Source organism: Pedobacter nototheniae (assembly GCF_032678625.1).
GTDB classification, from domain to species: Bacteria; Bacteroidota; Bacteroidia; order Sphingobacteriales; family Sphingobacteriaceae; genus Pedobacter; species Pedobacter nototheniae_A.
This window is the reverse complement of the sequence record NZ_JAVTSO010000002.1, coordinates 909762-932334: the sequence shown is the minus strand read 5'-3', so window position 1 is coordinate 932334 and position 22573 is coordinate 909762. Positions and strand designations below refer to the sequence as shown.

Below are 22573 nucleotides of genomic sequence, written 5' to 3'. Positions count from 1 at the left end.
TTTATTAATTGTTTAACTAAGTAAACTTTTAGCTCGCTATACAAATAACCATATAAATCAATGGAGAAAATTTAGTGCAATAATCAAAATATTAAGTAATTATTACCTGATGCCGAATTATTTATGTATTATGATGTTATTTATAGTTCATTTTAAATTTATCTAAAACAGGCTTTACTTTTTTCTGCCTGCTCTTTTCAAATTCGTAAATGGTTTGCCCTATGTTTTTCATAAACGGGTAACAAACAGTTTCATATTCGTATTTATTATCGTTGTAAATACCATCTTCATTGCTTTGTACCACGGCAGTTAAAAAGTATTCAATTCCATTTTTAAAATCTACGAAATAAGCATTATCGATTATAAAACCATAACTATCACCGTATTTATTAAATATCCTAATTGCTGGATCAAGGGTTATATCTTTTTCCCTGCCATAATAAAGCATTTTAGCATAGGTTGGCCAAAACTCTTTTGAATCGTACTTAGGATAATTACTTTCAGTAGGGTATTTACTCATGTAAGTATAAATTAATTTATAGTCTTGCGGGGTTAAATTATACCGCTCACTTTTAGAGAAAGCTTCCGGGAAGATGAGTTTTTGCATTAACTTTTGCTGGTCACTAATTGGAAAGGCATTTTTATTGACTAAATTAAAAGGTTTATTAACCAGTTGGTCTGTACTATCCAGGTAACCTTTTCCCATTGAAGTATGCGTTAATTTAAGTTCATATTCTTTTGGGTCGTATTGTGCCGGTTGAACATAAACCAATTGATCACCATTATAGAAGCGAATGGGGTTGGTATGTTTTGCGGGTTCTCCTGAATCTCCAATGGCTAACCGATTTAAAATCCGGCTGTTTGTTAAACCATTTTTTTTAAGCTTCTGGTTAATTTCTGCACGACCAATAAACTCAAAAAGTCTGTTAAAAGCATCATTATCACTCGTTAATAAGATTTTTTTAATATAATGCTCAATAGAAGGTAAAGCATTTTCGGCACTTTCATCCTTAAAAACTTTAGTTTGTCCGGTGTAAGCACTGTCGGTTATCATGGTACTTTGCGCATCAAGTCCGGTGTTTTTTAAACGGTTTACCTTTTCCAGTGCAAAAATAACGGCCGCTAATTTAACCGTACTGGCGGGATAGAAATAGTGATGCGAATCTAAATTATAGCTAAAAGTTTTAAAATGAGGTTTATTTGAGGCATCGCGGTTAATCTGTGTATATACTATTTGTACCTGGTTTTTATCTGTTTTGCTTAATATATCTCCAAATAACCCAGGTTTTGCCTGCATTAATTTCTGGAGAAAAACAGTATCAACTTTTTGTGCCGAAGCGGATACACTCAATATAGAAAACAAAGAAAAGAGTATAAATTTCATGATGTAGGTTTGATGTTTAAAGTTAACGTTTTACAACCTAAAATTTGGATGCCCATCTACCATTTTACATTACACATTATTTACATACCTTTGCATCGCTTTTGGTTTTCGGTGTTACACCCGGAATTAAAAGGGAATACAGTGTAAATCTGTAACTGTCCCGCAGCTGTAAGCTCCTTAACGGATTTCCAATCAATCTGCCACTGTTCCAATTATAGGAATGGGAAGGCCGGAAACCCGGGAGTAAGTCAGAAGACCTGCCTTAGCACATATTTCATAGCTTTCGGGGATTGAAGCTTAGGAGTGAGGTACTTTTTATATTTCGTATTTTCATTTCCTTCATAATCTGTTTGCTGTGGGTAATTTAACTCACAACAAAAAAAAATGATTAGAAAACATTTTGCCGCTTCTGGCAACATGCGGTTTTTTATTTGGTTAGCCATTTTATGGACAGGCATTTCATTGCCTTTTATTTCCAAAGCACAAACAGATAGCACCCAGAAAATAAATCAACTCAAAGAGGTTCAGGTTCGCGAATATCGTTTAACTGAACAAAGCAAATCGCCAACACCTGTCCAAACCCTTTCTGGTAATGATTTGAAAAGGATGAACAGTTTATCCGTGGCCGATGCAATTCGTTATTTCTCTGGTGTGCAATTAAAAGATTACGGAGGTATTGGTGGATTAAAAACCATTAATGTTCGAAGTATGGGCAGTAACCATACAGCTGTTTTCTATGATGGCATTCAGTTTAGTAATGCACAAAACGGACAAGTAGACCTTGGAAAATTCTCACTGGATAATTTAGAAGAAATTTCTTTATACAGCGGCCAAAAACCCGAATTGCTTCTGCCCGCCAGGAGTTATGCATCAGCCAGCTCCGTTTATTTAAAAACAAAGGTGCCAAGCTTTTCAGAAGGGCAGAACCAGGCAGCTACCTTCAGCTTAAAAGGGGGCTCTTTTGGATTGATTAATCCCGTGGTTCAATATCAGTATAGGATAAATAAAAATTTAAGTGCCAGCTTTAATACCGAATTTTTAAACGCCAACGGAAAATATAAATTCAGATCCACTAACGGCGTTTATGATACCACCGCAGTGAGGAGCAATGGCGATGTAGAACGTTTCAGGTTTCAGGCGGCTTTGTTTGGTAAACTTAAAAATGGAGCATGGCGGGCACAGGCCTATACTTTTATTTCGGAGCAGGGCTTGCCAGGCGCTACTTTATCCAACAGGTTTGATTATCCCCAACGCATGTGGGACCGAAACACTTTTGTTCAGGGCAGTTTGGAGCAGCATTTAAACAACAGGTTATCCATCCTGGTAAGCGGTAAATATGCCTATGATTATATGCGTTTTGTTGATCCGGAATACGTTACACTGGATGGTTTTCTTCAAAATAGATTTGAGGAGCAAGAAGCCTATATGTCAGTTTCAGCAAAATATAAACTCAGCAAAATTTTAGACGTTGCCCTGGCTTCAGATTATCAATATCAAACGCTTGATGCCAATATTTACCGGTTCGCTTACCCCACAAGAAATACCTTTTTAAATGTATTAAGTTCATCATTAAACCTCGAACGTTTTAATCTGCAAGCCAATATTTTAAGTACAAGTGTATCAGATTTAGTAAAAGAATATAGCTCAGGTGGAAATAAACAGGTATTTAGTCCTACTGTTTTGTTTTCATGGCAATTATTTAACAATGAGCAGCTGAGGGTTCGGGGTTTTTATAAAGACATTTTTAGGATGCCAACCTTTAACGATTTATATTATACTTTTATTGGAAATACGTTACTTAAACCAGAGTATACCAAACAATACGACCTTGGACTAACCTATTTTAAATCTTTTAAAAATGCCCGGACATTATTTATCGATATTCAGGCCGATGCTTACTACAACAACGTAAAGGATAAAATTATAGCCCAACCTGGTGCTAACCTTATCCGCTGGATTATGTATAACATTGGCAGGGTTGATATCCGGGGACTGGAATTTAATGCAAAGGCTGCATTTCAACTTGCGCCCGCCCTTACTTTAAATACGGGTTTAAATTATACCTTTCAAAAAGCAGTAGATGTAACCGATCCTAAAGACGACAGCTACAAAAACCAAATCCCATATATTCCAAAAAACAGTGGTTCTTTTTTGGCTAAGCTGGATTATAAAGACTGGCATTTTAACTACAGTTTTATTTATACAGGGTTTAGATATAACCAAAAAGCCAATATTATTTATAACTATATGCAACCCTGGTATACCCATGATGTTGCTGCCGGATATGCGTTTAAATTAAAAAAAGGAATATTAAATGCCAACGCGGAGGTAAATAACCTGCTTAACCAGTATTATGAGTTGATCCCGAATTTTCCATTGCCGGTGCGTAACTATCGTTTCACCTTATCTTATAGCATATGAAAACAATAAAGCACCTGATTTATGGTTTTTGCATCACTTTTATATTTTTCTCCTGCCGAAAAGATCCGCAACCGCTACCGTCTGAAATTAGCAAAATAGAACCCGATCCGCTATCCGCAATTAAAGGTTTTTATCTGGTTAATGAAGGCAACATGAATATGAATAAGGCCTCTTTGGATTACATGGACCTCGTAAATGGACTATACACACGTAATTTATATAATCAGGTAAACCCCGAAGTAACTAAAGGACTTGGAGATGTAGGAAATGACATTGCCATTTATGGATCCAAAGTTTATGTGGTTGTTAATATATCGAACAAGGTTGAAGTTTTAGATGTAAAAACAGCGAGAAAACTTGGACAGATTAACATTACAAACTGCCGGTATGTAACCTTTAATGAAGGTAAAGCTTATGTAAGTGCATATTTAGGGAAAGTGGGCGATCCAAAAGCACCTAATGGTATAATTGCCGAAATAGATACCACAACATTAAAAATAAACAGAACTGTTGAAGTTGGCCGTCAGCCTGAAGAAATGGCCATAATTGGCTCAAAATTATACATTGCCAATTCAGGAGGATACAGTCCGCCAAATTATGAAAGCACACTATCTGTTATTGATTTACCCACTTTCAAGGAAGTAAAGCGAATAGAAGTGGCCATCAATCTCGACCGGGTTAAAGCAGATCGGTATGGCGACCTTTATGTAACCTCAAGAGGGGATTATTATACCATTCCATCTAAACTCTTTGTAATAGATACCCATACCGATCGAATTAAAAAAGTATTCGATATAGCGGCCAGCAATTTAACCATTGATGAAGACATCGCCTACATCTATAGTACAGAATGGAGTTATATACAAGGGATGAATACTATAGGTTATAATATGATTAATATTAAGGATGAAACACTTTTAAGCACAAAATTTATTACCGACGGTACCGAAAAGAACATTAAAATTCCATACGGGATTGCCGTAAATCCACAAAATAAAGATGTGTACATAACCGATGCTAAGGATTATGTAACTCCCGGAAGGTTGCATTGCTATAATGCCGCTGGCCGACTAAAATGGACTGTAACGACCGGAGACATTCCGGCTCACATTGCTTTTGTAACTAAATAAAATATACGATGAGGAAAAACTACAAAAATTTCAGTACAACAGGTTTATTAATCCTGTTGCTTGGCACAATATTTATTTCATCCTGTAGAAAAGATAGAGGTGTTATAGTTGTAACAGCGGAGAAAAAACAGGTAATTACTGCAACAAAAGGTGTTTACGTGCTTTGCGAAGGTTTAATGAACGGAAATAACAGCGCCATTAGCTATTACGATATAGAAACCAAAACAACGGTACAGGATTATTTTCAAAAGGTTAATGGAAGAACATTGGGCGAAACCGCAAACGACCTTGAAGCATACGGAAGCAAAATGTATTGTGTGGTTAGCGGTGTTCAGGGCAAGCCACAATCCTTTATAGAAATTATTGACATCGCAACGGGTAAATCGTTAAAAAGTATCCCGCTTAATTCTAATAATGATGGTTTTATGCCAAGATATGTAACCTTTTATAAAAACAAGGCTTATGTATCGCGTTATGATGGTAAAATTAGCCGGATTGATACCACAACTTTAGCAGTTGATGCTGAATTGCAATTAATGAACGGAACAAAAAAAGCGGAGGGTTTAGAAGGCCTGGCGGTTGCCAATGGTAAACTTTATGTAACCAACTCCAGCCATCCTTATTATCCCAATGGTTTGTTAAGCAAGGTAACCGTAATTGATCTTGCTACTTTTACCAAAACCAAAGATATTGAAGTTGGACACAACCCAGTTAGGATTGCAGCGGCACCAAACGGTGATTTATACACGATTACCTGGATGGATTATAATGTAGGCAATGAGGCTACATTAGTGAGAATTAGCAGTACAACAGATGCCGTTGTGCAAACTGAAAAATATGATTTAGGTGCCATTAGCATTGGTAAAAATGTGGGTTGGGTATCAAAAGATATTTATTCTGATCCTGCAATTAAAGCCTTAGACCTTTCTACCGGTAAAGTTGGAAATAATTTAATAACCGACGATACACAAATAAATACCATTTATGGCTTAACTGCAAATCCTTTTGATGGAACTGTAGTGGTTGCCGATGCCGAAAATTATAGCCCATCTCAGGGTATGGCTTATATTTTTGGTACGGATGGAAAGAAAAAACACAGTTTTAAAACCGCAGGGCTGCCACAGCATGCCGTGTTTGTATATAATTATAAATATGAATAATCAACCAAAAATACAACTTATAGCTTTTTCCCTTGTTGTTTTTTTTGCCGGATCTTTTTCGTCCTGCAAAAAGGAATCCGCGCAAGAAGAAGTACCTGCCACAACAAATTATAGTCCATATATCAAAAAGATATTTGAATATGCACCTGCGCCGGGGCAATTTATTAACGATGCAAGTTACGGCACTACAGAAAAGGCAAATGATTTAATTGGCACAACCGATAACGGTTTACTTTCTTTAGGTGGTTATGGTGGTTATATCATTTTTGGTTTCGACCATGCTATAACCAACGAAAATGGCCATGACCTTGGGTTTTTCGGAAATCCATTAACCGGTGTAGGAATGGAATGGTCTGAGCCAGGAATTGTTAGTGTAATGCAGGATAAAAATGGAAATGGCCTGCCGGATGATGGAGAATGGTACGAACTTGCCGGAAGTGAATACAGCAAACCGGAAACAATTAAGAACTACAAAATTACTTATTATAAGCCTTCTGCCATAAGTGAAGACATCAAATGGACCGATAATCAAGGCAAAAGCGGCTTTGTTTTAAAAAATAGTTTCCATGCTCAAAATTACTTTCCGGCAAATGTTACTGGAGCCAGTGTTTCTTTTGAAGGTACTTTATTAAAAAGCACCTTAACAGATGGTGGCATAATCAGTAATAAGCCTTTTACTTTTGGTTATAGTGACAATGGTTCGGCAGAGTACATCAGTATACAAGACGAAAAAGGCAGGGGTTACAACACTTTCGATATCGATTGGGCGGTAGATAAAAATGGAAATAAGGTAAGCCTGTCTAAAATTGATTTTGTAAAAGTATACACTGCACAAAATAGCAACGGCAATCCATACGATCCGGATACCTCAAATTCGAGATCAAGATTTTTAGGCGAAATTTCTACTGAAATAGCGGGTGCCATCGACATCAGGTTATACAAGCAAAAAAAATAATTTAACATATCACATAGATGAAAAAGACTTACCTAATTTTAATGCTCTCTGCATTTATACTCGTTTACGGCTGTAAAAAAGATAAAGAAACAGAATCAGTACCTGATGTAAACCTGCTTGTAAAAGGCGACGCTGTTACCGCAAAAGTTAATGTAAAAAGCGCCTTTACGGCTGGTACAAATAATGGAAAAAACTTTAGCCATCAATGGAAACTGGATGGTGTTGTAGTAAGCCAGGTTTACAATTACGATTTTATACCGTTAAAAGCTGGTACATATATTATTGAATATACAGCAAGCAACAACACTGGGGCATTTATGCACAAATACACCGTTACGGTACCCGTTCCGGTTGTTGAAACAACTGCCGGCAGCAGTAAGTACATTACAAAAGTGTTTGAATATTTACCAGCTCCCGGGCAATTTATAAATGAAAGTTTAGGCAGCCTTGCTGGTGCACAGAAGATTATTGGTGATGTAAACAGCACAAGTTTAATTAGCTTAGGTGGTTTTGGTGGTTACATTATTTTTGGTTTCGACCATTCTGTAAGCAATAATACCGGGGCCGACTTAGCCATTTACGGTAATCCAATCGGGGGTACAACACCTTGGGCCGAGCCGGGAATCGTAATGGTAAGCCAGGATGTAAACGGAAACGGTAAACCCGATGATGAATGGTATGAACTTGCCGGTAGCGAATACAACAATCCATTAACCATTAAAAATTATGAAATCACCTACAGCAATCCAAAAGCCTTTGCTAATGTAAACTGGACCGATAACCAGGGAGGCAACGGAACGTATGATGTAAATAATTTTCACAAACATAATTATTACCCGGAATTTGCGGCTAACCAGGAAAAAATAACTTTTAAGGGAACACTTCTTCCATCAACCTGGGGCAAAAATGGAAGCATCTTTATTAATAGCGCTTTTGCATGGGGTTATACAGATAGCTGGTCTATTGATGACGACTATGCAACCAAACGTTACAACAGTTTTGATATTGATTGGGCTGTTGATGGCGCAGGCAAAAAAGTAAACTTAAAAACCATTGATTTTGTAAAAGTTTACACCGGGCAAAGAGAAAAAGGCAATACACTTCTGGGCGAAATATCAACTGAAGTTAAAGGTGCAGCCGATTTAGGAATTAAATAAACACACATATATAATGAAACAAGTACGCATTAAACAATTATTACCTGCAATTCTGATTGTATTATTTGCAGCATCATGTAAAAAGGATGATGTTGAAATTAAACCAGAAATACAGCCGGTAGCAAAAGGTAAATTTGAGAATGGATTTTTTATCGTTAACGAAGGTTGGTTTGGACATGGAACCGGAGAAGTAAACTTTTTTGATTACGGTACCGGAAAATTAACAGACAGTACCTTTAAAAGAGAAAATCCGGATAAAAACTTAAACCCGGCAACCTCTACATTACAATTTGGAACCATTTTTAAAGGCAATCTTTACCTGGTGAGTAAAGTAGGTGGCCCGGTGGTGGTTGCTGATGCGTATACCTTAAAAGAAAAAGGGCGTATTGCAGCTAAAGGCGGTAACGACTGGAGAGCTTTTTTAGGAATTGACGAAAATACCGGGCTTTTAAGCAGTGGCAGTGGCGTTTACTTAGTTAACCTTAAAAATTTAACGGCTTATGCAAAACTGGTTGGAGCCGACGGACAAATCGGGGATATGCTAAAAGCCGGAAACTATATTTTTATGCATAGTGCTACCGATGGTTTATTGATTTATAACCTTTCTGATTTTAGCTTAAATAAAAAAATTAAAGGAATGACAGTTGGCTTTGCTCAAACACCGAATGGTAAAGTTTGGTATACAGCAGGTAAATATCTGTATAATACTGACCCTCAAACACTGGCTAAAGATAGTGTTGCACTTAATTTTACACCTTATTCAACCTGGGGTGCATGGCATTCAGGTTCAATGGCAGCATCTACTAAAGAAAATGCGGTATACGTTCTTAAAAACTTAACCTGGGGAAGTAACGGCAGCGATGTGTATAAATACGTTGAAGGAAACAAATCTTCTTTGGATGCACCTTTTGTTACTATGCCCGATAAACAGGTTTTTTATGGTAAAGGTTTAGGCTTCGATTCAAAATTAAATCAGCTGGTTATAACAACTGTACAATCTGGCTATGGCGCAAATTATGCCATTAACCATTTATATTTTTATGATCCGGCAAATGCAGCCTTAAAAAATACAGTAGCTTATGATGGTTATCATTTCCCTGCCATCCCAGTATTTCATCAGTAAATAAAAGTATTAAAGGTTAAAAGGACTGCTTAATATACAAGCAGTCCTTTTTTTGTTACATTTGCGGCGCTTTTGGTTTTTGCTTAACCGCAGAATTAAAAGGGAATACAGTGTAAATCTGTAACTGTCCCGCAGCTGTAAGCTCCTTAACGGAATTTCCAATCAATCTGCCACTGTTCCAATTATAGGAATGGGAAGGCCGGAAACCCGGGAGTAAGTCAGAAGACCTGCCATAGCATTAATTTTTCATAGCTTTCGGGGATTGAAGCTAAGGAGTGAGGTGCTTTTATTTTTCGTATTTTCATTTCCTTTTCTAAATCCGTTGGCTGTGGGCAAAAACGCACAATCAAATGAACAAAAAAAGTATTTTAATTGCCGCAGGCCTCGGGCTTGCACAACTAACAATGAGCGGTTTGGCTAAGGCGCAAGACAGCTTAAGGCTAAAAGATGTTGTAATTTCTGCAACAAAAAACGACCAGAAGCAATCGCAAACTGGTAAAGTGGTTACCATCATCAGCAAAGAAGTTTTAGAAAGAAGTCAGGGTAAATCGCTGCCCGATTTAATCAGTGAGCAGGCGGGTATTATTGTTGGGGGCGCCTACAGTAACCCAGGTAAAGATAAGAGTGTGTTTTTTCGTGGCGCACCCAGTGGTTATGCATTAATATTGATTGACGGGATTGTACAGAATGACCCCTCAGGAAATGGTGGTGCATTCGATCTGCGTTTACTTTCAATTGATCAGATTGATCACATTGAAATTTTAAAAGGCGGGCAGTCTACCATATACGGTTCTGATGCAGTTGCTGGTGTAATCAACATTATTACTAAAAAGGGTGGCCCAAAAGGCAATACCATTTCTGGTATAGCGAGTGCAGGCACTTTCGAAACGTATAAAGGAGCAATTGGTTTAAGCGGTGCTGTTGAAGGATTTACATACAACATTAACTATACTCACCTCAAAACAGATGGTATTTCTGAAGCGGCAAATCCGGTAGGCAATACAACTTCATTTGATAAGGATGGTTTTAAAACAGACGGGGTGAGTGCCAATTTTGGAATTAAACTGGATAAACATTTTTCAGTAAATCCATTTGTTCGCTATTTCTATGGAAATTACAAATTTGACGACGGCCCTTTTACCGATGCCCCAAATTATTCTATTCTTAAAAACGTTGCAGCAGGCACCAATGCCCGGTACGAATTTAACACGGGTAAGGTTACTTTAAATTACAGTTACGAAAGCAGTTCAAATGAGTCTCATACTGCTTACCCTGATTTTGCGCAAGGTAAAGTCAATTTCATTGATTTATTTTACAACCAGAAGCTTAATAGCAAGCTTGATTTATTGCTTGGTGTTGAAAACAGAGCCATGAAACTTTTTGCTATCGGGCAACAGCCAAACATAAACCTGTTTGCAACTTATGGATCTTTGTTTTTACATGATTTAAGTGTATTTAATTTAGAGGTAGGTGGCCGTTACAACAAACACGAACAGTATGGCGAAAATTACACTTATACTATAACGCCAAGCATAAACATCATTAAAGAAGTAAAATTATTCGGGACTGTTTCAACTGCTTTTAAAGCGCCCACATTAATGATGTTATTTGGACCATATTCACCAAATCCGAATTTGATGCCTGAAAAATCTCAGAATTACGAAGCGGGAGTAAGCATTAATTTAGCCGATGATAAGTTTACTTTGCGTGTGGCTACTTTCAAGCGCGATTTAACCAATGCAATTGTTTATACGCCAAAAGTTTACATTAATGAAGCAAGCCAAAAGTATAAAGGTCTTGAGGTAGAGCCTGCCGTAAAACTTGGCAACTTTGATTTTAACGGTTACTATGCTTACGTAGAAGGTAATAGCGGAACGGTTGATTATTTAATCCGCAGACCAAAACATACCTTTGGTATCAATGCTGGTGTACAGGCAACTAAAAACCTATATGTTAGTGCCAACTATCGCTATTTTGGAAAACGTTACGATACTTATTTTACAAGTGTTTCGGTTGATGAAATGTTGCCAGCCTATAAATTAATAAATGCCTATGCAGAGTATGCTTTGGCAAAAAAACGGGTTAAAATATTTTTCGATGCAAAAAACATTTTAAATGAAAAATATAATGAACTTATAGGTTACAACAGTCCAGGTTTTAATTTTAATGCAGGTGTTAGTTTTAATATACGCTAATAAAAATTTAACTTTGCATTAAATATTAACCAAAATAAAATGTCGCATTTAAAATTTAATCCACGCACCTTAATCTTATTGTTGATGATTTTGGCCATCACGGCTTTCCGTTTGCTGGTCACATTCAACTCTGATGAATTAAAATTTGCTAATTTTTCCTCAATAGGAGCCGTAGCTTTATTTGGTGGTGCATATTTTAAAGATCATCTTAAAGCATTTGCTTTTCCATTATTGAGCTTGTTTTTAAGTGATTTCATTTTAGCAAATACAATATTCAGCAAATACAGCACGGGTTTTCTTTATGAAGGTTGGTACTGGACTTATATCGCCTTTGCTTTAATGGTTTTAGTAGGCAGGGTATTGCTAAAAAAAGTGAACGTGGTTAATTTACTGGCTTCAACACTGGTAATTGTTTTAATCCACTGGATTGTGAGCGATATAGGTTCATGGTACGGTAATCCATTATTTACTCAAGATTTTGCGGGTTACTTCCAGTGTTTAGTTAAAGCAATTCCATTTGAGATTAGATTTTTAGAAGGAACCATTATTTACGGTGCGTTACTTTTCGGTGCTTTTGAAATTTTAAAAGCCAAATACCCGGTTCTGAAAGTACAGAAACAGGTAGCATAAGCTTATATACTTTATTTTAATCCCCTTTTGTTTAATGCAGAAGGGGATTTTTTTTATCTTTAAATTTTAATTTATAAAGATGAAAATAGTTTCCTTTCTTCCTGCAGCCACCAAAATGATCTATGATATGGGTTTACAGGAATACCTGTATGGTGTAACTTTCGAATGCCCGAAGGAAGCAGCAGCACAGCCAAAAATTGTCCGTTGTATTTTAGAAGGTAAAAATTATTCAAGTATCGAAATCGACAGGATATTTTCTGCATCAAAAGCACAGGGTAAGAGTTTATACTGGGTGGATCAGGAATTGCTGGAAAGCATTTCTCCAGATATTGTTTTTACACAAGACATTTGTGAGGTTTGTAACATTGATACCGTTTGCACCGAAACTGCAGTTTCTAAATTAAGCAAACAGCCAACATTAGTTCCGTTATCGCCTAACAATCTTCAGGATGTGTTTGAATGCGCCATTACCATTGCAAAAGCCATTGGTAAGGAAGAAGTTGCATTACATTATTTAGCCGGGCTCCAGTATAAAGTTGATGATATTCTGGATCGGCTAAGATCAAACAAGGCACCTTTAAAAAGGGTAATGTTAATGGAATGGATAGAGCCTGTTTACAATTGCGGACACTGGATTCCTTTTCAAATTGCTGCTGCGGGCGGTGTGGATATGCTCTCAAATCCTGCCGGCGATTCTATTGTTACCCCCTGGGATAAAATTATAAAATACAATCCGCAGGTTTTAGTTGTTGCACCTTGCGGTTTTGATGTGAAAAGAAGCATTGAAGAAATGGCATTATTAACTTCAAAAGCAGGCTGGGAGAATTTAGAAGCCGTAAAAAATAACCAGGTTTATATTGCCGATTTTGATATGTTTACCCAGCCCAGTGTTGGAACGTTGGTTGAAGGAATTGAAGCTTTGGCCTGTATGTTTCATCCGGAGATATTTAGCGCGGATGCTAAAATTGCAGCAAAATTTGTAAATTTTAATTCTGTAAAGCAATTACAAAACGCCAGATGAGGAAATGCCTTATTGCCGTTCTTTTTAAAAAAGCAGGATTAAAAAACCTAAATGAATGAAACCTAAATTAGTTGTATTAACGGGAGCGGGCATTAGTGCCGAAAGTGGTTTAAAAACTTTTAGAGATGCAGATGGGCTTTGGGAAGGTTATAATGTTTACGATGTAGCTACGCCTGAAGCCTGGGAAAAAGATCCCGAACTGGTACAACAATTCTATAATGAAAGACGCAAACAGGTTTTAGCTGCCGAACCCAATGCTGCGCATAAAATACTTGCAGAGCTGGAAAATGATTTCGATGTAGAGATTATTACACAGAATATAGATGATTTGCACGAAAGAGCAGGTTCAGCTAAGGTAACGCATTTACATGGTGTTATTACCAAATCGCAATCTGATCGTAAGCCTGGTTTAACTTACCCTATACATGGATGGGAACTAAAGATGGGCGAGCGTTGCGAATTGGGAAGTCAGCTGCGTCCGCATGTAGTTTGGTTTGGAGAAGAGGTACCGATGATTGAGCCAGCGGCGAAAATTTGTAGCAATGCGGCTATTTTTCTCTTAATTGGAACTTCTTTAGCTGTATATCCGGCAGCAGGATTAATTGATTTTGTACCCGCTACAACACCTAAATATATTGTTGATCCAAAAATTCCTGAAGTGAAACGTTACCAGAATGTGTTTAAAATTGAGCATACAGCCGTAAATGGAATGGCAATTGTTAAAAATCTACTGATTAATGGCTAAGCCGAAAATTTGTATTTTTAACTGGAGTGGTGGCAAAGACAGTACTTTAGCCCTGCATTACGCTTTACAAGATCCCGAACTTGAAATCAGGTACCTGGTTACAACGGTGACTGAAAAATACAATCGTGTATCTATGCACGGCGTTAGGGAAAGTTTGCTTATTAAACAAGCTAAAAGCATCGGTATTCCCTTGTATCAGATTCGTTTGCCAGATTTGCCTGATATGGAAACCTATGATCGTGTGATGTACGACCACCTGTCGAAATTAAAAGAAGAAGGCATTACACATTCCATTTTTGGAGATATCTTTTTGCAAGACCTCAGGACTTACAGGGAAAATAAGTTAAAGGAAGTTGGGCTTACAGCATTGTTTCCCTTATGGAATAAAGATACACCGAAGCTTATTGACGAATTTATAGATAATGGCTATAAAACCATAATTGTGTGTTGCTGGGATGCACTTAAAATGCTTTGTGGAAAAGTAATCGATGCAAACTTTGTGGCGGGCTTGCCTGCTGATGTGGATCCTTGTGGTGAAAACGGAGAATTTCATACTTTTGCTTTTGAAGGGCCGATTTTTAAAGAAAAGATTCCTTTTAATACAGGTGAACTCATTTTTAAAGCATTACCTGCGCCGAAAACAAATTCCGATAACGGTCATTCAAGTACCTCCGAACTTCCTAAAAACCAGGGATTCTGGTATCTTGATTTAACTGATTAATTGGTGAGTTCTATTTTTGGCATCATTTTTTCTTAATGATAACTGTTAAACATACACATCCCAATGAACAACGGAATCAGTATGATCTGATTTCTAAAAAAATTAAAGTCATGAAAAAGATATTAGCGGTAATAGCCTTAAGTTCTGTAATGTTTGCTTGTAATAATAAGGCAAAAGAAGAGGCAGCGGTAAAACAACAACAAGTTGAAAAGCAAGCTGCAGTAAAAGCGGTTAAAGATAGCTTGCGTTTAGATAGTTTTAAAAAAGCTGATGTAGCGAAACAAGAATTGGCAGCAAAAGAAAAACATGATGCCGAGTTAGCAGCAGCAAGAAGGTCTGCAGTTCGTTCATCCGGCTCCGGCTCTGGATCTGGAACCAGTTCTTCATCCTATGGAGGTACTCAGCCTACAGCTAAGAAAAAAGGCTGGAGTGATGCTGCAAAAGGAACCTTAATTGGTGGTGCAGCTGGTGCCGTAGGTGGTGCGTTAATTGACAAGAAAAAAGGAAGAGGTGCAATTATAGGTGGCGTTGTAGGTGCAGGTAGTGGTTACTTAATTGGCAGAGGCGAAGACAGAAAATCAGGAAGAGTGAAACCTAAAAACTAATACCTCTTTAAAGCATATTAAAGGCAGCTATAATTTTATAGCTGCTTTTTTTGTTTAAAATCATTTTTGCTTTCTTTAACTAATATTTTATTTGTGTTCGTTCATTTCGGAGATTTCTGATTGTTATGCGCTTTATATGCTAAGTTTTTATTTAAAACTTAACATAATTTATTTTACCAGTAGGGGTTTTTAAGGTTTCAATTGTACTATAAGTAGTCATCATCAATGCTCAATTGATAAAACCTATTTTGAATCCAAACGGACAAACAATGAAAAAGAAAAACTTATCGCTTTTGGAGATTAACAAATTAATTAAAGAAACCGCATGCCAGATCGATAAGCTAATCGCATCCGCAAACAGTAAACTTCCTGAAGGTTTTGAGCTAATTATTTTAAAGGATAAACCAGTAATTGAAAGTAAACTCTCTTTTACCGGATCATATTGTTCAATAGGGAGTGTAATTAACTTTTCTGCTTCGGCCCAAAAACAAATTATAGAAACAGTAAAAAAAGGATCTTCCAAAAAAGAATTAAAAGAAGTAGGCGGTACGTTTTAACGAATAACTAATTACCATATATATTCGATTTGAGTAATATAAAACTGCCTTCAGGTTCTCGGTATAATGCCTTTCAAAAATCATTAAATTGATTTTCAGAATTATATTTGGCATATAGTAGCAGCAAAATCTAATTCTGATGTTGTTTTTAATTACCTTTATATCAGTTGTTTAATTGTTTTATATTAAACCTATATATTATATAAGACAGTTATTTTAGGTGTATTTTTAGTTAAAAATACAGAATATTATTTTGTTTTGTAGTTATTAGCGCTATTGCACAGTTAGTTATGTGTTTTATATGCATTAAAACTGATGTCTTTTGTAGGCGGCTGTAAAATCGGTTCTCATGGCTTTAAAACGTTCAATTACGGTTGCAATAAACGCTTCATCCAAAATTTCAAACACATCATTTACGCCTCCTCCACTCAAATCCAGTTCGGCCAATTTATAACTCTGCTCAAAAGTTCCCTGCTCAAATTTTACGATGTATTTTTGATTCATGGAGAAAATGGTAATCTTACATTCCGGGTGCGGAAGTTCAGCTATAACTCTCATACGATTTGTTTCTTTTATATGTTGTTTTCTAAGTTTTTAATTCCAATTCCGTTTAAGGATCCATGATAGTCCAGAATTTCGAAGCGCGCAAAAAGCTCTTCGCTATACCAGTTTCTTTCTCTTGTAAGTTTTATAACCTTTGCATGATCCAAGGATTTATAGGCATAATTCTTCATGCTTTCAGCGTTATCCCAAATGGAAAAAGTGGCCTGTCTGAAAAAAGGGGCTTCGCCAATCCCTACGGAGATTATAAAGCCTGGCGCAACCCTCATGGCTTCGGCCGCTTTTTTAATGTTCTGCTGAAACTCCCTGATTTTATTAAAGCGAATTGCTGCACGTGTAATTACTGCAATTTTTCCGTTTGTTTTAACTTGGTCAGCAGTAGAAATAAATGGCTGTTTGCCCGACCATAAGCCGTGACTGGACAAAGGTTTTAAGAAAATGGTGAATTCTTCCTTTCCAAAAAAGCGGAACCACCTCATTACAAATGATTTTTTATAAAAATCATCACAATCTGCTTTATTATTCCAGTTTGTTAATATGGCCCAGTGTTTAAAATTGGGCGCAAGGTCTACCTGTGCATCTTTACCACTTCCCATAAGTTTCCAAAACTTGCATTTCTTGTTCAGCCATAGGGGCAGGCGCAAAACAGCCATCCCCAAAAATGCAAAGGGGATGGCTGTTGAACGGTATTTTGTAATGGTTAATGCGGTAATCATTATTAAAGTTTTACACCTATTTCTTTTAGAAGAAAATCAGCTTTATCTATCTTTTGAGCTACCCATAATACGTAACGGATATCTACACCGATAGATCGGCTATAGCTTTCGTTCCAGGCATAATCGTTAATAGTTGCTTCATAAGCCCTGTCGAAGTTTACACCAATTAATTCGCCGTAAGCATTCATAATAGGAGAGCCAGAATTACCACCTGTGGTATCCATATTGTATAAAAATGATACAGGCACATCTTTTAGATCCTTCTTTGCGAAATTTCCGAAATCCTTAGCATCCCAAAGAGTTTTTATTAAAGTTGGGTAAGCAAACTCAGGATTGCCTGTAGCGCCTTTCTCTATAATTCCTTTAATGGTTGTGTATGGTGCCATATAACTGGCGTCAGCTGGCGAATAACCACGTACATAACCGTAAGTTAATCGAAGGGTGCTGTTTGCGTCCGGGATAAAATCTTTCTTTAAAAATTTCTCCTTAACATTTACATAATCACCCATCAATTTATTGACAACACCATCACGGCGATCTTTTTCGGGTTTTAATTCCTGAATCTGCTTTGCAATATCTTTTTCAAAAACCAAAAGCGCATCGTTATAATCACTAATGCTTTTAGGGCTTTTTAAAAGCGTATTTACTACATAATTCTGATCTTTTAATTTGGTCAGGCCAAAAGCATCGTTAATAAAATCATTGGTCAGGGTTTCGCTGTTCGAACCCTTGTTTGTAATTTTATCTGTAGCTGTAACCCTTTGGTTGGGCTTAAATTTAGAAGCATCCATTACCATGCGCTTAAAAATTCTTCTATCTGCATCAATATCGTAAGATTCATAAATTCCAGCTAAAGCATTTTTTAGTTTGGGTAGATTCTGATCAAAAAAAGCTTGTTTGTTGCCAGCAGCCTGTTCGTCTATTGCTGTTTTAAAAGCATTTATGTTTTTAGCAACATTTAACAAACTGGTTGAGGTGTAAATTTGTCCAAGCCATAAATCACGGTTAGCATCGCCGTTAATCAATTTGTAGGTTTGGTCAATATCATTCATTAATGTGCCGTATTTAGCTTTTAAATTCACATCATTATTAATGAAGGCAGCCAGCGCAGCATCTTCCTGTTCTTTTTGTGCGATTAAACCAATGCCTTTCAGGCCCTTTAATTTTCCACGGTAATTTTTTAAAACGTTGGCATTTCTCTTAATTCTGGTTGCCAGCTTAAGTTCGGTAGTTTTATCTTTCTTACCCACACTTTCCATCGTAGTGTTTTCGTAATCGTATAATTCTGAGGTATAAGGCAATAAGTAATCTTGCTGGTATTCTATGTATGCTGCAGGGCGATGACGAAAGGTGCGGCCCGGATAACCCAAAATAAATACAAAATCTTCCTCTTTGGTTCCGCTGGGATTAACCTTTAAGAATTTTTTAGGTTTATAGGGAACATTATCCTTTGAATATTTAGCGGGTTTGCCATCTGGCGATACATATGCGCGCATGAAAGAAAAATCACCGGTGTGGCGCGGCCATACCCAGTTATCGGTTTCGCCGCCAAACTCACCAATGTTTCTGCTTGGCACGTAAACCAAACGTACATCCTGGATGGTTTTATAACGAAATAACACATATGATTTGCCAATAAACATTTCAGAAACTTCGGCTTTAATTGTCGAATCTTTCTTTTCAGCATCCAAGGCTATATTTTTCATAACTTCATTAATCAGTTTGATTCTTGAAGCAGGGTCATCAATTTGTGCAACAGCACCTAAAACCTGATCTGAAACATCTTCATAACTGTCTGTAATCCGACAGGTTAATCCTTTAGCTTCAATTTCGCGTTCGCGTGTGTTGGCAACAAAACCGTCAGTTAAATAATCATGCTCAGGCGTACTTGCCAGTTGCACAGCACTAAAGGCACAATGGTGATTGGTTACAATCAAGCCTTCATTGGATATAAAAGAGCCGGTACAACCACCTACATTTACCAATGCATCGACCAGGCTGGGTGTACCTGGATTGTAAATTTCATTTTGATTGATCTTTAAGCCCGCTTTTTTCAAATCAAGTTTATGTATTTCGCTAAGCGGAAACATTCCTTCATCAGGCGGACTATAAGCCAGTTGCGTTAAACTTAAGCAAAGTAATGAAGTAAAGATTAAGGTTTTCTTATTCATTTAGGTGTAATTTTGGTGTTTAAATGTCAAAACTAAGGATTTTAAGCTATTGTTAAAAAGTTTATTGTTGTAAGGCTGTAATGTTTTAAAGATCTGGTGGGGATGACAATTGTAATTTTTAACTTTGGAATATTTATAATTTTATGGCAGAAGACTTAACGATAAACAGAAGCGCAACTAAAGAAGAACAATATAAGGCTCTGTTACCTCAAATTGAAGGTTTACTAACTGGTGAAACTGATTTTGTAGCCAATATGGCCAACGCCTGTGCTGCATTAAGAGAACAGTTTAACTGGTTTTGGGTAGGCTTTTATTTAGTTAAGCAAGAGGAATTGGTTTTAGGGCCTTTTCAGGGGCCGGTAGCCTGCACCCGGATACAAAAAGGAAGAGGTGTTTGTGGAAGTTCGTGGGCAGAAGCTAAAACACTTATTGTGCCTGATGTAGAAGCTTTTCCAGGGCATATAGCCTGCAGCTCATTGTCGCAATCTGAAATTGTTTTACCTTTAATAAAAGATGGAGTGGTTATTGGCGTGCTGGACGTAGACAGCGAGCATTTAAATCATTTTGATGAAACAGATCAATCTTATTTAGAACGCGTTATATCCATTTTATTAAATAATTAAATTAAATATCAGACCTTGAAGTTAAAACCCGAATTTTATTTAAATGACGATGTAGTTGCGTTGGCTAAAGATCTTTTAGGTAAAATACTCTATACACAAATTAATGGTGAAGTAACTTCGGGGATTATAGTCGAAACTGAAGCTTATTTTGGTGTTAAGGATAAGGCCTCACATGCATATGGCGGCAGAAGGACAAACCGTACCGAAGTAATGTTTGGAGAGGGCGGTAAAGCCTATGTTTACCTGTGTTATGGCATTCATTATCTTTTTAACATAACTACTTCTGTTTTAGGCGATCCACATGCTGTACTTGTACGGGCAATACAACCACTTGATGGTTTGGAAATTATTGAAGAAAGACGAAATATGCCAGTTTCAAAACCAGCGGTTTCTTCAGGTCCCGGCTCTGCTGCAAAGGCTTTAGGTATTAATTTATCTTTTAATACCAAAGATTTAACTGGTATGGAAATTTGGATTGAAGACCATCAAATTACTTATAAGGAAGAAGAAATAGCGGCAGGCCCACGGGTAGGTATTGCTTATGCAAAGGAACATGCACTTTTACCCTGGCGTTTTTTTGTTAAAGGCAATAAGTACGTAAGCAAACCTAATAAGGTTTAGTGAGGATTTTATTGAAACATTTTAGCCAGGATGCTGTTTTTCATTTAAAGATCCAATAATATGAAAAACGAAAAAAATATATCAATCCTTAAAGAAATGGCAGAAAGTGTGCGCATCTGCATGTTTACAACTTTTTCGGCCAACGATGAATTTGGAAGCCGCCCGATGGGCACAGCCAAAATAGAAGATGATGGTAGTATTTGGTTTTACACCAATGAATATTCGCCGAAATCAAAAGAAATTTCAAAAGAAAACAATGTTTTGCTTGCCTATAGTGACCCGTCAAAAAATACTTATTTAACAGTAAAAGGTAAAGCATCCATTGTTGATGATAAAGTGCGTAAAGAAGCTTATTGGTCGCCATTTATTAAGGCATGGTTTCCTGACGGGATAGAAGATCCAAGGTTGATTTTAATTAAGATTACGCCTGAAGAGGCTGAATATTGGGATGCCTCATCGTCTAAGCTCGTTGTGCTTTTTAGTACGTTAAAAGCTTTGGTTACCGGTGAGCAGCCAGACCTGGGTAAGCATGATACGATGAAATTTTAAATTGGTTTAAAATTCTTATAGCCCGATTTTGGTAGTTAAACCTGTCTTTAAGGCTTTGTAAAGGGGATCCTCCCGGCAAATACAATCGATTAATCATCATTAAAAGTTAAAAGCGTTGGACAAATGCTAAACAGAACCGGTTTACTTAAAGACGTCAATAATAACGTTCGAACACAAGTTTATAGAGCAGGATTGGAAACAATACCTGCTTTTTTTGTAATATTGACGCGATGAATTTTGAAAATAACCTGGCTTTTGCAAAAGCACTGGATGAAGCAGATGAGCTTCGTGAATTTAGATCACAATTTCTTTTTCCTAACCAAAATGAAAAACCATTTATCTATCTGTGTGGTAATTCTTTAGGCTTGCAACCTAAAGTAGCAAAAGAAGTATTAATTGCGCAACTGGATAACTGGGAAAACCATGCTGTAGAGGGTTGGTTTGAAGGCGAAACCCCATGGATGTTTTACCATAAAGCGCTAAAAAAGTTAATGGCGCCTATTGTTGGTGCTTCTCCTGCTGAAGTTTGTCCAATGAATACGCTAACCGTTAATCTTCATTTATTAATGGTTAGCTTTTATAAACCTAAAGGCAATCGCTACAAAATTATTATGGAAGGAGGTGCGTTTCCTTCAGATCAGTATGCAATAGAAAGCCAGGTTAGGTTTCATGGTTATGCACCTGAAGACGCAATTATAGAGGTTTTTCCACGGGAAGGCGAAGAAACATTAAGAACAGAAGATATTGAGGCTAAAATCAGGTTACATGGTGATGAGCTGGCGTTAGTGCTTTTTGGCGGGATAAATTATTATACCGGGCAATGGTTCGATATGGAGGCAATTACAAAAACCGGACATGAGGTTGGCGCCATCGTTGGTTTTGATCTGGCACATGCTGCAGGAAACGTGCCGGTTAAGTTGCACGAATGGGATATAGATTTTGCCTGTTGGTGTTCTTATAAATATCAAAATTCAGGTCCGGGTGGAATAAGTGGGATTTTTGTTCATGAAAAACATTTTACCGATACCACCTTTAATCGGTTTGCGGGCTGGTGGGGTTACCAGGAAAGCCAGAGATTTAAAATGGAAAAAGGCTTTGTTCCCGAAGCAGGTGCGGATGGCTGGCAGGTAAGCTGCACCCAGGTTATGCCTATGGCTTTATATCATGCATCGCTTCAGATTTTTGAAAAAGCAGGTTTTATTGAGCCTTTAAGAACTAAAAGTATCAATTTAACTAATTATCTTCAATTTATTATAAATGAGGTTAATAAAGACTTAGGATTTGAACAATACAAAATAATCACACCTAAAGATTCAAAAGATCGTGGCGCGCAGCTTTCTATTATTGCCAGACAAAAAGGAAAGGAAGTTTTTGATGGTTTAATGACGAACTACATCCTTGGCGACTGGAGAGAGCCTGATGTGATTAGATTAAGCCCAATCCCATTATACAATTCTTATGAAGATCTATTTCTGACCGGAAAAGCACTTCTTCATGTAAGTAAAACGATATTAGGTATTTAATTAAA

General features: G+C 37.0%; 21 protein-coding genes and 2 riboswitches. Of the genes, 17 read left to right on the top strand and 4 right to left on the bottom strand.

Going from position 1 to position 22573, the window contains the following annotated elements:
* Positions 1-136: 136 nt before the first annotated feature.
* A complete protein-coding gene (locus R2Q77_RS09765) occupies positions 137-1384 on the bottom strand; it encodes a serine hydrolase (RefSeq protein WP_316803537.1) in 1248 nt (415 codons plus the stop codon).
* 85 nt (positions 1385-1469) lie between these two features.
* Positions 1470-1664, top strand: a riboswitch (cobalamin riboswitch).
* 104 nt (positions 1665-1768) lie between these two features.
* Here R2Q77_RS09765 and R2Q77_RS09760 point away from each other — a divergent pair.
* From R2Q77_RS09760 to R2Q77_RS09700, 13 genes are all read left to right on the top strand, one after another.
* On the top strand, positions 1769-3805 hold the full coding sequence (locus R2Q77_RS09760) for a TonB-dependent receptor (RefSeq protein ID WP_316803536.1): 2037 nt from the start codon (positions 1769-1771) through the stop codon (positions 3803-3805).
* Positions 3802-4935, top strand: coding sequence for a DUF5074 domain-containing protein (locus tag R2Q77_RS09755; RefSeq protein ID WP_316803535.1), 1134 nt, complete (start codon positions 3802-3804; stop codon positions 4933-4935). Before R2Q77_RS09760 ends, R2Q77_RS09755 begins: the two co-directional genes overlap by 4 nt.
* 8 nt (positions 4936-4943) lie before the next feature.
* On the top strand, positions 4944-6095 hold the full coding sequence (locus R2Q77_RS09750) for a YncE family protein (RefSeq protein ID WP_316803534.1): 1152 nt from the start codon (positions 4944-4946) through the stop codon (positions 6093-6095).
* Complete coding sequence (locus R2Q77_RS09745; RefSeq protein WP_316803533.1) at positions 6088-7050, top strand: PKD domain-containing protein; 963 nt, start codon at positions 6088-6090, stop codon at positions 7048-7050. The genes R2Q77_RS09750 and R2Q77_RS09745 overlap by 8 nt, the downstream gene beginning before the upstream one ends.
* A gap of 17 nt (positions 7051-7067) precedes the next feature.
* Complete coding sequence (locus R2Q77_RS09740) at positions 7068-8207, top strand: PKD domain-containing protein (protein ID WP_316803532.1); 1140 nt, start codon at positions 7068-7070, stop codon at positions 8205-8207.
* Between the two features lie 13 nt (positions 8208-8220).
* Positions 8221-9330, top strand: coding sequence for a DUF5074 domain-containing protein (locus R2Q77_RS09735; protein WP_316803531.1), 1110 nt, complete (start codon positions 8221-8223; stop codon positions 9328-9330).
* 56 nt (positions 9331-9386) lie between these two features.
* Positions 9387-9580, top strand: a riboswitch (cobalamin riboswitch).
* A gap of 100 nt (positions 9581-9680) precedes the next feature.
* A complete protein-coding gene (locus R2Q77_RS09730; protein WP_316803530.1) occupies positions 9681-11525 on the top strand; it encodes a TonB-dependent receptor plug domain-containing protein in 1845 nt (614 codons plus the stop codon).
* Between the two features lie 39 nt (positions 11526-11564).
* The gene (locus tag R2Q77_RS09725) at positions 11565-12155 is read left to right on the top strand and encodes a DUF6580 family putative transport protein (RefSeq protein WP_316803529.1); all 591 of its coding nucleotides are present in this window, start codon (positions 11565-11567) and stop codon (positions 12153-12155) included.
* A 79-nt stretch (positions 12156-12234) separates the two neighbouring features.
* On the top strand, positions 12235-13176 hold the full coding sequence (locus R2Q77_RS09720; protein ID WP_316803528.1) for an ABC transporter substrate-binding protein: 942 nt from the start codon (positions 12235-12237) through the stop codon (positions 13174-13176).
* Between the two features lie 55 nt (positions 13177-13231).
* Entirely contained in the window at positions 13232-13921 is a 690-nt protein-coding gene (locus R2Q77_RS09715; RefSeq protein WP_316803527.1) for an SIR2 family NAD-dependent protein deacylase, read from the top strand.
* The gene (locus R2Q77_RS09710) at positions 13914-14642 is read left to right on the top strand and encodes a diphthine--ammonia ligase (RefSeq protein WP_316803526.1); all 729 of its coding nucleotides are present in this window, start codon (positions 13914-13916) and stop codon (positions 14640-14642) included. The genes R2Q77_RS09715 and R2Q77_RS09710 overlap by 8 nt, the downstream gene beginning before the upstream one ends.
* 110 nt (positions 14643-14752) lie before the next feature.
* Positions 14753-15247, top strand: coding sequence for a YMGG-like glycine zipper-containing protein (locus tag R2Q77_RS09705; RefSeq protein ID WP_316803525.1), 495 nt, complete (start codon positions 14753-14755; stop codon positions 15245-15247).
* 269 nt (positions 15248-15516) lie between these two features.
* Positions 15517-15804, top strand: coding sequence for a hypothetical protein (locus tag R2Q77_RS09700; RefSeq protein WP_316803524.1), 288 nt, complete (start codon positions 15517-15519; stop codon positions 15802-15804).
* Between the two features lie 306 nt (positions 15805-16110).
* On the opposite strand, the gene R2Q77_RS09695 is transcribed toward R2Q77_RS09700, so the two are convergent.
* The 3 genes from R2Q77_RS09695 to R2Q77_RS09685 are packed head-to-tail and all read right to left on the bottom strand — an operon-like array spanning position 16111 to position 19252.
* Positions 16111-16362, bottom strand: a complete 252-nt coding sequence (locus tag R2Q77_RS09695; protein ID WP_316803523.1) for a hypothetical protein — start codon at positions 16360-16362, stop codon at positions 16111-16113.
* A 14-nt stretch (positions 16363-16376) separates the two neighbouring features.
* Positions 16377-17081, bottom strand: coding sequence for a DUF3291 domain-containing protein (locus R2Q77_RS09690; protein ID WP_316803522.1), 705 nt, complete (start codon positions 17079-17081; stop codon positions 16377-16379).
* Positions 17082-17083: 2 nt separating this feature from the next.
* Positions 17084-19252, bottom strand: coding sequence for a S46 family peptidase (locus R2Q77_RS09685; protein WP_316803521.1), 2169 nt, complete (start codon positions 19250-19252; stop codon positions 17084-17086).
* A 143-nt stretch (positions 19253-19395) separates the two neighbouring features.
* Between R2Q77_RS09685 and R2Q77_RS09680 the strand changes: the two genes are divergently transcribed.
* The 4 genes from R2Q77_RS09680 to kynU all read left to right on the top strand — a co-directional run bounded on the left by R2Q77_RS09680 (position 19396) and on the right by kynU (position 22568).
* Positions 19396-19875, top strand: coding sequence for a GAF domain-containing protein (locus tag R2Q77_RS09680; protein ID WP_316803520.1), 480 nt, complete (start codon positions 19396-19398; stop codon positions 19873-19875).
* A gap of 15 nt (positions 19876-19890) precedes the next feature.
* Positions 19891-20496: a DNA-3-methyladenine glycosylase gene (locus R2Q77_RS09675; protein WP_316803519.1), complete on the top strand. Its 606-nt coding sequence runs from the start codon at positions 19891-19893 to the stop codon at positions 20494-20496.
* Positions 20497-20556: 60 nt separating this feature from the next.
* Complete coding sequence (locus R2Q77_RS09670; RefSeq protein WP_316803518.1) at positions 20557-21045, top strand: pyridoxamine 5'-phosphate oxidase family protein; 489 nt, start codon at positions 20557-20559, stop codon at positions 21043-21045.
* Positions 21046-21275: 230 nt separating this feature from the next.
* Positions 21276-22568: a kynureninase gene (gene kynU / locus R2Q77_RS09665; RefSeq protein ID WP_316803517.1), complete on the top strand. Its 1293-nt coding sequence runs from the start codon at positions 21276-21278 to the stop codon at positions 22566-22568.
* The last annotated feature ends 5 nt before the right edge of the window (positions 22569-22573 follow it).

Excerpts from the sequence above, each read along its gene's own strand:
- R2Q77_RS09765 (WP_316803537.1), bottom strand. The coding sequence starts at position 1,384 with ATGAAATTTATACTCTTTTCTTTGTTTTCTATATTGAGTGTATCCGCT.
- R2Q77_RS09760 (WP_316803536.1), top strand. The coding sequence starts at position 1,769 with ATGATTAGAAAACATTTTGCCGCTTCTGGCAACATGCGGTTTTTTATT.
- R2Q77_RS09755 (WP_316803535.1), top strand. The coding sequence starts at position 3,802 with ATGAAAACAATAAAGCACCTGATTTATGGTTTTTGCATCACTTTTATA.
- R2Q77_RS09750 (WP_316803534.1), top strand. The coding sequence starts at position 4,944 with ATGAGGAAAAACTACAAAAATTTCAGTACAACAGGTTTATTAATCCTG.
- R2Q77_RS09745 (WP_316803533.1), top strand. The coding sequence starts at position 6,088 with ATGAATAATCAACCAAAAATACAACTTATAGCTTTTTCCCTTGTTGTT.
- R2Q77_RS09740 (WP_316803532.1), top strand. The coding sequence starts at position 7,068 with ATGAAAAAGACTTACCTAATTTTAATGCTCTCTGCATTTATACTCGTT.
- R2Q77_RS09735 (WP_316803531.1), top strand. The coding sequence starts at position 8,221 with ATGAAACAAGTACGCATTAAACAATTATTACCTGCAATTCTGATTGTA.
- R2Q77_RS09730 (WP_316803530.1), top strand. The coding sequence starts at position 9,681 with ATGAACAAAAAAAGTATTTTAATTGCCGCAGGCCTCGGGCTTGCACAA.
- R2Q77_RS09725 (WP_316803529.1), top strand. The coding sequence starts at position 11,565 with ATGTCGCATTTAAAATTTAATCCACGCACCTTAATCTTATTGTTGATG.
- R2Q77_RS09720 (WP_316803528.1), top strand. The coding sequence starts at position 12,235 with ATGAAAATAGTTTCCTTTCTTCCTGCAGCCACCAAAATGATCTATGAT.
- R2Q77_RS09715 (WP_316803527.1), top strand. The coding sequence starts at position 13,232 with ATGAAACCTAAATTAGTTGTATTAACGGGAGCGGGCATTAGTGCCGAA.
- R2Q77_RS09710 (WP_316803526.1), top strand. The coding sequence starts at position 13,914 with ATGGCTAAGCCGAAAATTTGTATTTTTAACTGGAGTGGTGGCAAAGAC.
- R2Q77_RS09705 (WP_316803525.1), top strand. The coding sequence starts at position 14,753 with ATGAAAAAGATATTAGCGGTAATAGCCTTAAGTTCTGTAATGTTTGCT.
- R2Q77_RS09700 (WP_316803524.1), top strand. The coding sequence starts at position 15,517 with ATGAAAAAGAAAAACTTATCGCTTTTGGAGATTAACAAATTAATTAAA.
- R2Q77_RS09695 (WP_316803523.1), bottom strand. The coding sequence starts at position 16,362 with ATGAGAGTTATAGCTGAACTTCCGCACCCGGAATGTAAGATTACCATT.
- R2Q77_RS09690 (WP_316803522.1), bottom strand. The coding sequence starts at position 17,081 with ATGATTACCGCATTAACCATTACAAAATACCGTTCAACAGCCATCCCC.
- R2Q77_RS09685 (WP_316803521.1), bottom strand. The coding sequence starts at position 19,252 with ATGAATAAGAAAACCTTAATCTTTACTTCATTACTTTGCTTAAGTTTA.
- R2Q77_RS09680 (WP_316803520.1), top strand. The coding sequence starts at position 19,396 with ATGGCAGAAGACTTAACGATAAACAGAAGCGCAACTAAAGAAGAACAA.
- R2Q77_RS09670 (WP_316803518.1), top strand. The coding sequence starts at position 20,557 with ATGAAAAACGAAAAAAATATATCAATCCTTAAAGAAATGGCAGAAAGT.
- kynU (WP_316803517.1), top strand. The coding sequence starts at position 21,276 with ATGAATTTTGAAAATAACCTGGCTTTTGCAAAAGCACTGGATGAAGCA.